Below are 14,181 nucleotides of genomic sequence, written 5' to 3' on the forward strand. Positions count from 1 at the left end.
CCCCCCCCCCCCCCCCCCCCCCCCCCCCCCCCCCCCCCCCCCCCCCCCCCCCCCCCCCCCCCCCCCCCCCCCCCCCCCCCCCCCCCCCCCCCCCCCCCCCCCCCCCCCCCCGACGGGGTGTTGCGGTCGGTCAGGAGGAGGCGTGCCCCTGGACCGTCTGGCGGGACTCCTGGGCCTGGCCCTGGACCTCCTGGGCCGCGTTCTGGCCCTCGGACTTCACCGTCTCGACGCCGTCCTGGGCGGTGGCCTTGACCTGCTCCACCGCGTCCTGCGCCATCGGCTTGAGGTTGTCGCCGATCTCCTGCGCCACGTTCTTGGCCTGGTCGACCAGCGGCTGGGAGTGGTCCTTGACCGCGGACTCGGCCTGCGCGGCGAGCTGCTTCTCCTTCTCGCTGGTCGGCAGGAGCGAGGACACCAGCCAGCCGACACCGAAGGCGATCAGCCCGGCGGCGAGGGGGTTGCCCTGCGCCTGCCGCTGGATCGTCTCGGGGGCCTGCTGCACCGCGCCCATGGCGTTCTGCGCGGCGCCCTGGGCGCTGCCCTGGGCGTGTGAAGCGTGCTGGCTGACCTGGTCACGGGTGTCGTGCGCGGCGCCGAAGACCTTGTCCCTCAGCCCGCTCACACCGCTCTTGGCCTTGCCGACGCGGCGGTCCACCACGCGCGTGGGGTTGACCTTCTCGTTGAGGGCGTCGACCTCGTAGCTGAGGTTGGCGCGGGTGTCCTCGATCTGGCGCCGGATGACGTCCGGGTCACTGCTGGTCATGTCGGTCTCCGTTCCGGGTCAGTGGGGCTTGAGAGCGCTGGGGACCTGCTGGAGGGTCTCCACGGTCTGCTCGGGCTTGGGGTTGACCTGCTTGAGCTTCGAGAAGTCGACCTGCTTGAGCGCCTTGCGGCCCGACGCGTAGAGGACCGCGGCGACGATGCCCCAGACGACGGCCACGATGAGGGCGGCCCAGCCGGTCGGGATCGCGCTCGCCAGCGCCCACATGAGGGCCAGGCTCAGGAACAGCGCGACCATGTAGCCGGCGAAACCGGCGCCGCCGAGCATCCCGGCGCCCTTGCCTGCCGTGCTCGCCTGCTCCTTGACCTCGGCGGTCGCCTTGTTCGCCTCGGCCCGCAGCTCGGCCTTGGCCAGCTCGACCTCCTGGCGCATCAGCGTCGACAGGTCGCGGGTGACCTCACCGATCAGCGTGCCGACCGAGGTGCCCTCGACGTCCGGGTGCCCCTCGTCGGTCATCGGCTGCGCGGTGTTGCCGTAGGCGGCGTTCCCGTGCTCGTACTGCTCGGTGGTGGGCGGCGGGGCGTAGCCGGTCGTGCTGCCCTGGGCGTACCCGGTGCCGGGCTCGCCGTAGGGCTGCGCGCCGGAGCCGCCGACCCCGCTCGGGTGGCTCACTGCTGGCCCCCGCCGCGGGTGCGCGCCGGGTCGTCCCAACCGGAGGTGGTGCCGGTGGTGTCGGCGATCCCGGTGGTGTCGGCCGGCGGGACCGTGCCGTACGGCGGCGGCGGGACCGAACCGGTGGTGCCGGTGGTCGCGTAGCCCACCGTGCCGGTGGTCTCGTAACCGGTGGTCTCGTAGCCGGTGGCCGCGTACCCGGGGGTGGCGGTCTCGGACACGTAGTTCGTCCCGGCGTACGGGCCGGCGGCCTGCTGGCCGGTGCCCGAGTTGCCCTGGTCCTTGTGCGAGGCGACGACGCCGGTGGTCAGCCGGCCGGCGGCGACACCCGCGATGGCGGCACCGAGCAGGAACACGCCGGGCTTGCGGCGCGCGAAGGAGCGGACCTCGTTGACCAGGTCGCCCGGCTCGCGGTCGGAGATCCAGCCGGCGAGCTGCTCGACCTTGTCCCCGGCCTGGCGGACCAGGTCGGCGGCGGGGCCGGACGGCGTCTGGTCGCTGCCGTCGACCATGATGCGGAGCTGCTGGGCGATCTCGGTCAGGCCCTGGCCGGCCTTCTGCTGGCCGTTGCGGGCCTGCTCCTGCAGCTGCGAGCGGCCCTGGGCCACCATGTCCTGCGCCTGCCGCTTGGTCTCCTGCGTGACCTGCTTCGCCTGGTCGGCAGCGGTCGAGGCGACCTGCGAGCCGGCCTGGCCGGCGGTCTGGCCCACGTTGCGGGCCTCGTCCTTGGCGACGTCCGAGGTGGACGGGCTGCCGGACGGAGCGGACGCGCCACTGGGCGGGGACTGCGTCGGGGTGTCGATGGAGTGAGTCATCGTTCCTCCTCGTCGTGCGTAGGCTGTCCGGAGAGTGCTGGTGAGTGCACGTGCTGGGCGTCCGTGCCCGGGTCGGCCCTCACCGGGCGCGCCCGATGACCGACCGATGAGGCCGGATGGGCATGCCAGGTGACGGGACGACGTGCGGGCACCGAGGTGCCCATGACGTGACGCTCCGGGGGGCCCACCGTGGTCTCGGTGGGGCGCCGTTCCGTTGGTGGGCTTGTACCCCTCACTCCGACGGATGCAAACGACGATCTACGGAATTGCCGGGTCTCGTTTCGGTGTCCGGATCCGCACAGCCGTGCCGCGTAGGCTCGCCCGGCAGGAGGAAGGCAAGCCTTCCCTGACTCGGTCGAGGAGGTCGTCGTCGTGAGCAGTCCGACGAGAGGTGGGGGCGGTCGGCGCCCCCGGGTCGCGCGGGTCGGTGAGGTGGTGCGCACCTCCCGGGTGACCCCGCACATGATCCGCGTCGTGCTGGGCGGCGAGGGGCTGGCGGGCTTCCCGGCCGGGGAGTTCACCGACCACTACGTGAAGCTGCTCTTCCCGCCGCCGGGCGCGACCTACTCCGCCCCCTTCGACGTGGAGCAGCTGCGCGCGGAGCTGCCCGCCGAGCTCTGGCCGGTCACGCGCACCTACACCGTGCGCTCCTGGGACGCGGACGCCGGTGAGCTGACGATCGACTTCGTGCACCACGGCGACACCGGCCTCGCCGGGCCGTGGGCCGCGCAGGCCGCACCCGGAGACCGCATCCAGTTCTTCGGCCCCGGCGGTGCGTACACGCCCAGCCCGGACGCCGACTGGCACCTGCTGGCCGGTGACGAGAGCGCCCTGCCGGCCATCGGTGCGGCGCTGCCGCGGCTGCCGGACGGCGTGCCGACGCTGGTCTTCGTCGAGGTCGAGGGCCCCGCGGAGCAGCAGTCGGACCTGGTGCTCCGGGAGGGCGTCTCGGTGGTCTGGGTGCACCGCGGCGGCGGCGCCCCCGGGGACGCACTGGTGACCGCGGTCAAGGCGGTGGAGCTGCCCGCCGGCACCGGGCACGTCTTCGTGCACGGCGAGGCCGGGCTGGTGAAGGAGCTCCGCTTGCACCTGCGCACCGAGCGTGGGCTCGACCCGGCCTTCACCTCGATCTCCGGCTACTGGCGGGTGGGCCGCACCGAGGACCGCTGGCAGACCGAGAAGCCGGAGTGGAACGCCGAGGTCGAGGCCGCCGAGCAGGCGCTCGCGGTCGGCTGACCGCGAGCGCCCGCCGGGTCACATGTCGCGGTAGCGCTTCGCGGCCGCGGTGGCCGCACGCAGCCCCTCGGCGTCCAGGCGGACCCCGTAGCCGGGGGTGTCCCGCTGGATCCGCCAGCCCTCGGCCAGCGGGCCGAGGTCGACGGTGTCGAAGCCGATCGCGTCGATGAACGCGACCACCTGCTGCTTGGCCGTGGCGTCGTCACCGGCCACCGCCAGGGCGCGGCGGTGCGGGGTGCCGGCGGGTGCGGCGTCGCCGGTGATGTCGGCGGCGCCGATGTGGTTGAACGCCTTCACCACCCGGGAGGTGGGCAGGTGGGCCTGCAGCAGCTCGGCGGTCGTCGTCGACTCCTCGTCCAGCTCGGCGACCTGCCCGTCCCGCTGGGGGTAGTAGTTGTTCGTGTCGATCACGACCTTGCCGGCCAACGGCTCGACGGGGACGTCGGGCACCGCCTTCAGCGGGATGGTGACCACGGCGAGGTCGGCGGCGGCCGCCGCGCCGGCCGCGGTGTCGGCGCGCACCTGACCGCGGCGTCCGGGCCTGGCCTCCAGCGCGGCCACCAGCTCGGTGAGCGTCTCCGGGCCGCGGGAGTTGCTGATCACCACGTCGTGGCCGGTGTCGAGTGCTGCCTGGGCGAGCGCCGTGCCGATGTGGCCGGCGCCGATGATCCCGAGAGTCGTCATGCCGGTCGACAACCCGGCGGGCGCAGCGGGGCTTCCCCGGCTCAGCCCAGGTCGTCGGTGGCGAAGGTGTCGCACTGCGCGGGGTCGCCGGTGGCGTAGCCGGTGCTGAACCAGCGCTGCCGCTGCTCCGACGAGCCGTGGGTGAAGGCGTCCTGGTCCACGGTGCCGCCGCCCAGGTTCTCCTGGATGAAGTCGTCGCCGATCCGGCCGGCGGCGTCCAGCGCGCGCCGGACGTCGTCGTCGGTGATGTCGGTGATCAGCGGTTCGCCCGACTCGTCGGGCACCGTCTCGGCGTGGTCGGCCCAGGTGCCGGCGAAGCAGTCGGCCTGCAGCTCGAGCCGCACGCTGCCGCTGGTCGGCCCGCTCTCGCGCGGGTCGACCTGCTGGTTGATGCCCAGCACGTTCTGCACGTGGTGGCCGTACTCGTGGGCGAGCACGTAGGCGTTGACGAACGTGCCGCCCGCGGCGCCGAACTGGGTCCGGAGCTGGTCGAAGAAGCTCAGGTCGATGTAGACCAGCTCGTCGGCCGGGCAGTAGAACGGCCCCGACCCGCTGGTCGCCCCGCCACAGGCGGTGGACACCGAGCCGGTGAAGAAGACGGTGTCCGTCGGCCGGTAGGTGGCCCCGAGGGTGGCGGTCCAGTGGTCCTGGATGGAGTCGATGACGGCGACGACCGCGCACTCCTCGGACTCGTTGGCGTCCGCGCCGGTGCGGCAGTTCGCGGCCAGCTCGGTGTTGTCGGCGGTCTGGCCGCCGCTGAGGCCGTCGAACGTGCCGGCCGGGCCGGCGGTGCCGCCCCCGCCCCCGCCCCCGCCCCCGCCGAGCACCTGCACCAGGACGACGACGAGCAGGCCGACCAGGCCGAGCCCGCCCCCGCCGACGGCCAGGCCCCGGCCGCCGCCCCGGCCCCCGCTGCCCCGCCGGTCCTGCACCTGGGAGGTGTCCAGCCGGCCGCTCTCCCGGAACCTCATCGCGCGAAGACCCCCTGGTCCGGGACCGACATGGTGAACGTGACCTCCACCTGGCCGGTGACCTCCTGGGGGGCGGGCTGCAGCTCCAGCGCCGGCGCGCTGCCGGGTGACGAGAAGGCCGCCATGAGCATGCCGCCGCCCCGGCCCCCGACGTCCCGGACCTCCACCAGTCCGGTCAGCCGGCCGCCGAGGGCGGCGGCGTAGGCGCGGGCCCGGGCGATCGCGTCCTGCACCGCCGCGGTGCGCACCTGCTGGTGCGCGGGGTGCTCGCGGCTGACCCGCCAGTGCGGCCCGTGCACCGAGACGTCGGGCAGCCCGGCCACGGAGACGGCGAGCTCACCGGCGGCCCCGACGTCGGCGATCCGCGCGCGGGTGGTGGTGGTCGCCACCGACCCGCTGATCCGGCCGCCGTCCCCGGTCTCGGGGAAGGCCGCGACCGCGTCGGTGGAGACGGTGCCCAGCGCGGCCCGGTGCGCGTCGAGCAGCGCGGTCAGCTCCTGCTGACGCCCGGCCAGCAGCTCCAGTGCCCGCTCGCGGCGGCGGTCGCGCACCTGCACGGTGACCACCAGGTCGGCGGCGTCGGGGAGCACCTCGGCCACCGCCTCACCGCGTACGACGACGCGGGGGCTGTCGGGCGCGGGGTGCATGGGCGTGGCTCCTGGCGGTCGGGTCAGCGGGTCCGGGAGCACTCTGCCGCCGTCCGGCCGCACCCGCACCCCGGCGCCGTCCGCGGTCGGGGGGGGGGGGGGGGGGGGGGGGGCGGGGGGGGGGGGGGGGGGGGGGGGGGGGGGGGGGGGGGGGGGGTGGGGGCGGGGGTGGACGGCGGCGTGGGGGGGGGGGTGGCTGGGGGCGGTGGGGTGAGGGGGTCGGGGAGAAGGGGCCCGCGGCCCGCCCCCCCCCGCCCCCGGGGGCGGGGGGGGGGGGGAGGCCCCCCGGCCGGTCGCCGTCCTAGGGTCGGGGCATGCCCCTGGAAGGTGAGTACGAGCCGAGTCCGGAGAAGTGGGTCCGCGACCAGGTGGAGGTGTACGAGCGCACCGGTGGTCGGGAGGGCAACACGCTGCCCGGCCGCACCGAGCCGGTCGTCGTCTTCACCACCCGTGGCGCGAAGAGCGGCAAGGTGCGCAAGGACCCGCTGATGAAGGTCGAGCACGACGGCGTCTACGCCATGGTCGCCTCGCAGGGCGGGGCCCCGAAGCACCCGACCTGGTACTTCAACGTCACTGCCCACCCCGACGAGGTCACCGTCCAGGACGGCGACCGGGTCTGGGACGGCGTGGCCCGCGAGGTGACCGGCGAGGAGAAGGCGGTCTGGTGGGAGCGCGCGGTGGCCGCCTTCCCCGACTACGCCGAGTACCAGCGCAAGACCGACCGGCAGATCCCGGTCGTCCTGGTCGAGCCCCGGCGCTGAGCGCTCGAGCCGGAGCGCTGAGCGGGGACGGCCCGGTCGTCGTCGTCACCGGTGCCAGTGACGGCATCGGTGCGGCGGCGGCCCGCCGGTTGCACCGCGGCGGTGCCCGGGTCGTGCTGGTCGGCCGGTCGCCGGAGAAGACCGCCGCGATCGCGGCCGACCTGCCCGGCGCGCGGTCGCACACGGTCGACCTGGCCCGGCTGGACGACGTCCGGCGCCTGGCCACCCAGCTGGCCGAGCTGCCCCGCGTCGACGTGCTGGTGCACAACGCCGGTGCCTCGTTCGCCCGGCGGGAGCTGACCGTCGACGGGCACGAGCGCACCCTCCAGGTCGACCACCTGGCGCCCTACCTGCTCACCCGGCTGCTCGAGGAGCAGCTGCGCGCCTCCCGCGCGCGGGTGGTGACCACCTCGTCGTTCATGCACTGGGTCGGCGGGTCGCGGCGCGGCCACCTGCTCGACGGCACCGGCCCGTACGTCGCCACCCGGGTCTACGCCCGGGCCAAGTGGTGCAACGTGCTGTTCACCCGCGAGCTCGCCCGCCGGTGGGCGCCGGAGGTCACCGCCACCTGCTTCGACCCGGGCGCGGTCGCCACGTCGTTCGGGGCGGCGTCCGGCGGGGTCACCGGCCTGGCGTTCCGGACGCCGCTCACCGCCTTCATGCGCACCCCGGCCCAGGGGGCGGACACCCTGGTCTGGCTGGCCACGGCCGACGGGGGCTGGCGCAACGGGCGGCACCACGCCGACCGCTCGCCCACGTGGACCGCACTCTCGGCCCGGGACGACGTGCGGGCCGGTGAGCTGTGGGAGCTGTCCGCCCGACTGGTCGGCCTGCCGGGCTGACCCGGGTGGGCCCGGCCCGCGCTCGGTCCGGCTCGCCCGGACCTCAGGCCAGCTCGGCGAGGACGCGGGCGGCGACCGCGTCGGCGAGATCGCCGTCGGACCGGGCGCGGGCGCCCAGCAACGCCCAGCCCAGGTCGCCGACCTGGCGCGAGCGCTGGCGCCAGGCGTCGGCCCGCGGCGTCGGGAACAGCTCCGCCCGGGCGGCGGTGGCCACCTCGTTCAGCTCGATGAGCGCGTGGTGCAGCGCTCGGTCGGCCGGTGAGCCCGGCGCTGCCCGGGCGGCGGTCACGGCCTGCTCGGCGGTCCCGGCGACGGCGGCCGGCAGGCGGCGGCTCCCGGCACGGGGGAAGAGGAGCAGCCCGGCGGCCAGGGCCACGGCGATGCCCACCACGGTCTCCTCGATCCGCGCCGCGATCAGCGCGCTCCCCGGGAGATCGGGCAGCCCCAGGTGGACCAGCAGCAGCGACACCGGCGTCAGGCAGGCGACGGCGACGACGTACTGGTGGGCGATGAACAGCTCCACGCCGATCAGCAGCAGCCCGACCAGGCCCACCGTGACGGCGGTCGGCGGGTCGACGGCGAACACGGCCCCGGCGAGGACGGTGCCCACCAGCGTCCCGGTCACCCGGTGCAGGGCGCGGGCGCGGGCCTGCCGGGGGTCCGTGCCGAGCAGCACGGCGACCGCCGCGGTCGCGGCCCACCAGGGGCTGGGCAGCCCGGCGAGCACGGCGACCAGGCCGGCCGCGGCGACGCCGAGACCGGTCCGTGCCGCGGTGGTGACCCACAGCGGCGTCCGGCGCCGCGCCGGACGGTGCGGTGGCAGGGGCCCGGGGTCCTCGGCGGTGGCGTCGATCGCGGGCAGGGCCCGGGAGAACCGGGCCTCCACGCCGGTCAGCTGCGGCCGCAGCGACGGTCGCCGGCGGCTGCCCGCGGCCACCGCGGTCTCGGCCGCCCACACCGCCCGGGCGATCGCGCCCGGGCGGGTGGTGCGCAGGGCGCCCTCCTCGGCGCCGCGCACCGCGGCGTCGGCGGCCTGCAGTGCCCGCCGTTCCGGGCCGGCCGGGTCCCACAGCCAGGGCAGCATGACCACCGCCCAGCTGAGCACCGCCGCACCGGCGGCCGCCGCGACGTGCTGGCCGACGACGTCCGGCGCCGACCCCAGCGCGCTGGCGCTGCCGGCCACCAGCACCGGCGGCAGGGCCCCGGGCGGGCCGATCCGCCAGACCGCCGTCGCCGCGGTCGCGGCGGTGGCGACCGCGCCGAGCGTGAGCACGAGCAGCAACGGGTGCCCGCCGGTGAGCCCGCCGAGGCCGATCGCGGCGACGACCGCCGCGCCGACCCCGGCGGCGACCCCGGCCCGGCGCCGGTAGGGCATCGAGTGCCCGTAGACGGCGGTGAACCCGCCCAGTGCGGCGGCCGAGCCGATGCCCGGCTCGCCGAGGGCCAGCCCGACGATCAGCGGGGCGGCGACGCTGAAGCCGGCCGACAGTGCCCGCCGCCGGTTCATCGACCACAGCTCCGCCAACGGCGGCAGCCGTGGCCCGAGGACGTGCGGGGCCACCCGGCGCAGCGGGGAGGGGGTGCCGGACACGGACCCCATCGTCGCGTGCGCGGCCCGGGCTGTCGCCGGACCCACCCTCATGCGGAACGCGAGTTTGGTTAGGCTGCCCTCACTTGGCTGGGATGGGATGGGGCGACATGGCAGGACGACGTGCACACCGGTCGGTGGTCGGGGGCAGGGCCCTCGCCGGAGGACTGGCCCTGGCCGCGGGGCTGACCCTGGCCGGGTGCGGCGGATCGGAGCCGGCCGCGGTGGCGGACCCCTCCGCCGCGGAGACCCGCACCGTGGTGCACGCGCTGGGGGAGACCGAGGTCGAGGGCGTCCCCGAGCGGGTCGTCGTGCTGGACACCGGTGAGCTGGACACCGTGCTCGCCCTGGGGGTCACCCCGGTCGGGGCGGTGCGCACCGACGTCAGCTCCGGCCTGCCCGGCTACCTCGAGGAGGGCGGCGCCGACCCGGCCGAGATCGCCGAGGTCGGCACCATCGGTGAGCCGGACCTGGAGGCGATCGCCGCACTCGACCCGGACCTCATCCTGTCCAACACCGCACGGCACACCGAGCTGTACGACCAGCTGCAGGCGATCGCCCCCACGGTGATGGGGGAGGGCGTGGGCGAGACGTGGAAGCAGAACTTCCCGGTGTACGCCGAGGCGCTCGGCCGCCAGGACGAGGGCGCGGAGCTGCTCACCGAGTACCGGGCGCGGGCGGCCGAGGTGGGGGCGCTGTTCGGCGACCCGGCGGCGCTGGAGGTCAGCATCGTGCGGTTCGTGGGCACCGGGTCGGCCCGGCTGTACGGGGAGGGGTCGTTCATCGGCACCGTGCTGGCCGACGCCGGCCTGGCCCGCCCGGAGGTCCAGCGGACCGACGAGACGTTCGTCGAGGTCGGCCCGGAGGAGATCACCCAGGCCGAGGGCGACCTGCTCTTCTACGCCGCCTACGGGGCCGAGGGCGAGTCCGAGCTGGCCGGGCTGACCTCCGGGGGGCTGTGGCAGTCGCTGCCCGCGGTCCAGCGCGGCGACGCCGTGCCGGTCGAGGACGACCGGTGGTTCCTGGCCATCGGGCCGCTGGGCGCCGGGCTGGTCCTCGACGACCTGACCGAGGTCGCCGAGCAGCGGGCCTGACCGGGTGGGCCCGGCTGGTGCCGGGCCCACCCGGTCGGCTCAGGAGAAGCCGACGACCTCGTGCGGGGTGTAGGGCTCCTCGAGCCGGGCGACCTCCTCGGCGGTCAGCTGCAGGTCGACGGCGGCCACCGCGTCGTCCAGGTGCCCGGCCTTCGTGACCCCGACGATCGGTGCGGTGACCACCGGCCGGCTCAGCACCCAGGCCAGCGCGACCTGCGCCCGCGACACCCCGCGCGCCTGCGCGACCTCGGCCACCCGCTCGACGATCACCCGGTCGGCGTCGTTGTACAGCTTCTTGCCGAACTCGTCGGTCTCCGAGCGGCTCGTCGTCTCGTCCCAGTCGCGGGTGAGCCGGCCCCGGGCCAGCGGGCTCCACGGGATCACGCCGATGCCCTCGTCGGCGCAGAGCGGGAGCATCTCCCGCTCCTCCTCGCGGTTGAGCAGGTTGTAGTGGTCCTGCATGGAGACGAACCGGTGCCAGCCGTGCTCACCGGCCAGGTGCAGGGCCTTGCTGAACTGCCAGGCCCACATGCTGCTGGCGCCCAGGTAGCGCACCTTGCCCGATCGCACGAGCGAGTCCAGCGCCTCCAGCGTCTCCTCGATCGGGGTGGCCGGATCCCAGCGGTGGATCTGGTAGAGGTCGACGTGGTCGGTGCCCAGCCGGGTGAGGCTGGCCTCCAGCTCGCGGATGATCGCCGTGCGGGACAACCCGGCGCCGTTGGGCCCCGGGCGCATCCGGCCGTGCACCTTGGTGGCCAGGACGACGTCGTCCCGGTCGGCGAAGTCGCGAACGGCCCGGCCGGTGATCTCCTCGCTGGAACCGACCGAGTAGACGTTGGCGGTGTCGAAGAAGGTGATGCCGGCCTCGACCGCCTGCTTGATCAGCTCCCGGCTCTGCTCCTCGGGCAGGCTCCACGGGTGCCCGCCGCGGGCGGGGTCGCCGAAGCTCATCATCCCGAGGCAGATCCGGGAGACCTGCAGGCCGGTGGTGCCCAGACGCGTGTACTCCATGACGCCTTCCTTCCCCGTACGTTGCCCGAAGCAACCTCAGGGGAGCGCGGCGTGCTGCCGTTCCACCGCTCCGACGACCTCGGCCGGCAGCTCGGTGAACGGCTCGAGCTCCAGCGCCCGGGCCGTCGTCCGGCCGGTGCGCCAGACCCCGACGACGGTGCCGCCGAGCACCACCGTGGGCCGGAAGACCCCGTTGCTGCCCGGCACGATCCGCTGCGCGTGCTCGGCCGGCACCGTGCAGCTGCGGTCGGCGTAGCCGAGCACCAGCTCGTCGAAGCCCGGGAGCAGGTGCACGCCCTCGGCCTCGGCGCGGGCCGCGGCCAGCCGGGCGGGGGTCTGCGGGTCCATCAGGTGCTCCACGCCGTCGACCGTGAGCGCCTCCAGCTGCGGCCGGACCAGTGACAGGCCGGCCTTGACGTCGCCCACCGTGCAGCCGGCCCAGCGCACCAGGTCCTTGACCGTCGCCGGCCCGTGCCCGCGGAAGTACCGCAGCGCGAGCTCGCCGAGCGCCTCCGCACGCTCCGGCCGCCGCGCCTCGGGGACCCACTCGTCCAGCAGCACGAACTGCTGGTCGCCCCCGGCGGTCGGGCCGAGCACCAGGGTGCCGGTCTGGGACAGGTACCAGAGCACGTGGTAGCCGCGCTGCCCGCTGGTCGGCACGCCGTGCGTGGCCAGCTCCGCCAGCAGCTCCGCCCGGCCCAGCCGCCGTCCGCCGGCCAGCGCGGCGACGGCCACCTCGCGCGCCCGCTCGACGTCGGCCTCGGTCAGCTCCAGGTGCGCGCGGCGACCGGCCGCGCCGGCCAGCGCCCGGGGACCGAGCAGCCCCAGCAGCCAGGGCAGGTCCTCGGCGGCGGTCAGGTGCAGGGTGCCGCGCATCGGCCAGGAGCGCACCACCTCACCGGCGTCCAGCGCGGCGGTGACCCCGGCGGGGGAGCCGTCGGTGGTGCGCAGCGCCACCGACAGCAGGGCACCCGGCAGGTCCTGCCCCTGCGCGGCGGTCAGCCACCGGACCGCCTCCGCCGGGGTGGCGCACCGCGGCCCGGTCAACCGTTGCGCGGCCATCCGCAGCAACGACAGCTCGCTCATGCGGCCACCCTGGCAGCCGGGTCCGACGGAACGGGTGCAGCAGTACCGTCGCCGCATGATGGGGATGGGCAACCTCGGTCCGGACGGACGGCGTCGTCAGCGGATCGTCGCCGGCGTCATCGTCGCCGCGATGCTGCTGGCCGCCGGGGCGGTGCTGCTGGGCTCGGTGCTCTGAGGGCCGCACCGCCCGGGCGCGGCCGGGTGCGCCGGGGAAGCCGGTTGCCCGACCCAGGAGGATGGCGGCATGGGCTACCTCGACGTCACCGGTGTCCGGTTCACGCTGCCGGACGGGCGGGTGCTGCTCGACGACGTGGCCTTCCGGGTCGGTGAGGGGGCGATCGCCGCGCTGGTCGGGGAGAACGGCGCGGGCAAGACCACGATGCTGCGGATCATCAGCGGTGACCTGACGCCCGACGCGGGCTCGGTCGCGCTCGTGGGCGGGCTGGGAGTGATGCGCCAGTTCATCGGGTCGGTCCGCGACGACACCACCGTGCAGCGCTTCCTCGTCGACCTCGCCCCGCCCGCCGTCCGCGCCGCCTGGCACGCCGTCGAGGCCGCTGAGCTGGCGATGATGGAGGACGACGACGAGCCCACCCAGATGGCCTACGCGAACGCGCTGGCCACCTGGGGCGACGTGGGCGGCTACGACGTCGAGGTCACCTGGGACACCGTCACCGTCGCCGCCCTCGGTGTGCCGTACGAGAACTGCAAGTACCGGGAGCTGAACAGCCTCTCCGGCGGAGAGCAGAAGCGGCTGGCGCTGGAGTGCCTGCTGCGCGGCCCCGACCAGGTGCTGCTGCTCGACGAGCCGGACAACTACCTCGACGTACCGGGCAAGCGCTGGCTGGAGGAGCGGCTGCTGGAGACCCGCAAGACCGTCCTGTTCGTCAGCCACGACCGGGAGCTCCTCGCCCGGGTCGCCGACCGGGTGGTCACCGTCGAGGGTGGAACGGCGTGGACGCACGTCGGCGACTGGGCCGGCTACCCGTCCGCCCGCGCTGCCCGCCACGAGCGGATGGCCGAGCTGCGCAGACGCTGGGACGAGGAGCACGAGCGGCTGATCGACCTGGTGCGCACGCTGCAGCAGCAGGCCAAGAACTCCCCGGCGATGACGTCGACCTACCACGCGATGCAGACCCGGCTGGCCAAGTACGAGGCGGCCGGCGCCCCGCCGCTGCCGCCCCCGGAGCAGCAGGTGCAGATGCGGCTGCGTGGCGGGCGCACCGGCGTCCGGGTGGTGATGGCCGAGCAGCTGGAGCTCACCGGCCTGATGAAGCCCTTCGACGTGGAGATCGAGTACGGCGACCGGGTCGCGGTGCTGGGCTCCAACGGTGCTGGCAAGTCGCACTTCCTGCGGCTGCTGGCCGGCCAGGACGTCGCGCACACCGGCGGCTGGCGGCTCGGGGCGCGCGTCGTCCCCGGGTTCTTCGCCCAGACCCACGCCCACCCCGAGTGGCTGGACGAGACCCTGGTCGACCTCCTGTGGCGCGGCGACGGCGAGCGCCCCGGCGTCGACCGCGGCCGGGCGATGGCCACGCTGCGCCGTTACGGGCTGGCCCCTTCCGGCGACCAGCTGTTCCGGTCGCTGTCCGGTGGGCAGCAGGCCCGCTTCCAGGTGCTGCTGCTGGAGCTCTCCGGGGCGACCCTGCTGCTGCTCGACGAGCCCACCGACAACCTCGACGTGCTCAGCGCCGAGTCGCTCGAGGCCGCGATCGGTGCCTTCGACGGCACGGTGATCACGGTGACCCACGACCGCTGGTTCGCCCGCACCTTCGACCGGTTCCTGGTGTTCGGCTCCGACGGCCGGGTGCGCGAGACCCCGGAGCCGGTCTTCGACGAGGCGCGGGTCCAGCGCGCCCGCTGACGCCGTCCCCCCGCACCAACGGCTGTCCCCCCGCACCAGCGTTGGTGCGGGGGGACAGCCGTTGATCAGGTCAGGTGAATTCACGGGGTGGACGCAACACCGTCGTCGTGGGCCGTCGACAGTAGCTTGGCCATGGCTTCGGCTGGGGTGTCCCAGCCGAGGGTTTTGCGTGGGCGGCCGTTGAGTTCA

At 75.3% G+C, this 14,181-nt stretch carries 14 protein-coding genes; 5 read left to right on the plus strand and 9 right to left on the minus strand.

Annotated elements, in window-relative coordinates; translation table 11 throughout:
* Window positions 1–130: 130 nt before the first annotated feature.
* Genes ACJTNH_RS20230 through ACJTNH_RS20240 form a run of 3 tightly spaced genes read right to left on the minus strand, consistent with a single transcriptional unit; the run spans window position 131 to window position 2,208 of the window.
* Window positions 131–763, minus strand: a complete 633-nt coding sequence (locus ACJTNH_RS20230) for a DUF3618 domain-containing protein (protein WP_458178979.1) — start codon at window positions 761–763, stop codon at window positions 131–133.
* Window positions 764–781: 18 nt separating this feature from the next.
* Complete coding sequence (locus ACJTNH_RS20235; RefSeq protein WP_458178981.1) at window positions 782–1,393, minus strand: phage holin family protein; 612 nt, start codon at window positions 1,391–1,393, stop codon at window positions 782–784.
* Window positions 1,390–2,208, minus strand: coding sequence for a hypothetical protein (locus ACJTNH_RS20240; RefSeq protein ID WP_458178983.1), 819 nt, complete (start codon window positions 2,206–2,208; stop codon window positions 1,390–1,392). The genes ACJTNH_RS20235 and ACJTNH_RS20240 overlap by 4 nt, the downstream gene beginning before the upstream one ends.
* 372 nt (window positions 2,209–2,580) lie before the next feature.
* Between ACJTNH_RS20240 and ACJTNH_RS20245 the strand changes: the two genes are divergently transcribed.
* Window positions 2,581–3,444 carry a siderophore-interacting protein gene (locus tag ACJTNH_RS20245; protein WP_458178985.1) on the plus strand — a complete coding sequence of 288 codons (864 nt, stop codon included), beginning with the start codon at window positions 2,581–2,583 and terminating at the stop codon, window positions 3,442–3,444.
* An 18-nt stretch (window positions 3,445–3,462) separates the two neighbouring features.
* Here the strand turns inward: ACJTNH_RS20245 and ACJTNH_RS20250 are convergent, their stop codons facing one another.
* Genes ACJTNH_RS20250 through ACJTNH_RS20260 form a run of 3 tightly spaced genes read right to left on the minus strand, consistent with a single transcriptional unit; the run spans window position 3,463 to window position 5,746 of the window.
* The gene (locus tag ACJTNH_RS20250; protein ID WP_458178987.1) at window positions 3,463–4,128 is read right to left on the minus strand and encodes an NADPH-dependent F420 reductase; all 666 of its coding nucleotides are present in this window, start codon (window positions 4,126–4,128) and stop codon (window positions 3,463–3,465) included.
* A 41-nt stretch (window positions 4,129–4,169) separates the two neighbouring features.
* Complete coding sequence (gene ypfJ / locus ACJTNH_RS20255) at window positions 4,170–5,099, minus strand: KPN_02809 family neutral zinc metallopeptidase (protein WP_458178989.1); 930 nt, start codon at window positions 5,097–5,099, stop codon at window positions 4,170–4,172.
* Window positions 5,096–5,746, minus strand: a complete 651-nt coding sequence (locus ACJTNH_RS20260) for an SIMPL domain-containing protein (protein ID WP_458178991.1) — start codon at window positions 5,744–5,746, stop codon at window positions 5,096–5,098. The genes ypfJ and ACJTNH_RS20260 overlap by 4 nt, the downstream gene beginning before the upstream one ends.
* 314 nt (window positions 5,747–6,060) lie before the next feature.
* Here ACJTNH_RS20260 and ACJTNH_RS20265 point away from each other — a divergent pair, with 314 nt between their 5' ends.
* On the plus strand, window positions 6,061–6,507 hold the full coding sequence (locus ACJTNH_RS20265; protein ID WP_458178993.1) for a nitroreductase family deazaflavin-dependent oxidoreductase: 447 nt from the start codon (window positions 6,061–6,063) through the stop codon (window positions 6,505–6,507).
* Window positions 6,411–7,349, plus strand: coding sequence for an SDR family NAD(P)-dependent oxidoreductase (locus ACJTNH_RS20270; RefSeq protein WP_458178995.1), 939 nt, complete (start codon window positions 6,411–6,413; stop codon window positions 7,347–7,349). The genes ACJTNH_RS20265 and ACJTNH_RS20270 overlap by 97 nt, the downstream gene beginning before the upstream one ends.
* A 43-nt stretch (window positions 7,350–7,392) precedes the next feature.
* Here the strand turns inward: ACJTNH_RS20270 and ACJTNH_RS20275 are convergent, their stop codons facing one another.
* Window positions 7,393–8,940: an FUSC family protein gene (locus ACJTNH_RS20275; protein ID WP_458178997.1), complete on the minus strand. Its 1,548-nt coding sequence runs from the start codon at window positions 8,938–8,940 to the stop codon at window positions 7,393–7,395.
* A 107-nt stretch (window positions 8,941–9,047) separates the two neighbouring features.
* Between ACJTNH_RS20275 and ACJTNH_RS20280 the strand changes: the two genes are divergently transcribed.
* Window positions 9,048–10,031 carry an ABC transporter substrate-binding protein gene (locus ACJTNH_RS20280; protein ID WP_458178999.1) on the plus strand — a complete coding sequence of 328 codons (984 nt, stop codon included), beginning with the start codon at window positions 9,048–9,050 and terminating at the stop codon, window positions 10,029–10,031.
* Between the two features lie 39 nt (window positions 10,032–10,070).
* On the opposite strand, the gene ACJTNH_RS20285 is transcribed toward ACJTNH_RS20280, so the two are convergent.
* Window positions 10,071–11,042 (minus strand): aldo/keto reductase, encoded by a 972-nt coding sequence (locus ACJTNH_RS20285; RefSeq protein ID WP_458179001.1) that lies wholly within the window; start codon window positions 11,040–11,042, stop codon window positions 10,071–10,073.
* A gap of 36 nt (window positions 11,043–11,078) precedes the next feature.
* Window positions 11,079–12,128, minus strand: a complete 1,050-nt coding sequence (locus ACJTNH_RS20290; RefSeq protein ID WP_458179003.1) for a winged helix DNA-binding domain-containing protein — start codon at window positions 12,126–12,128, stop codon at window positions 11,079–11,081.
* A 244-nt stretch (window positions 12,129–12,372) separates the two neighbouring features.
* On the opposite strand from ACJTNH_RS20290, the gene ACJTNH_RS20295 reads away from it, so the two are divergent.
* Window positions 12,373–13,992 carry an ABC-F family ATP-binding cassette domain-containing protein gene (locus ACJTNH_RS20295; protein ID WP_458179005.1) on the plus strand — a complete coding sequence of 540 codons (1,620 nt, stop codon included), beginning with the start codon at window positions 12,373–12,375 and terminating at the stop codon, window positions 13,990–13,992.
* Window positions 13,993–14,181 lie beyond the last annotated feature (189 nt).

Source organism: Modestobacter lacusdianchii (assembly GCF_054177765.1).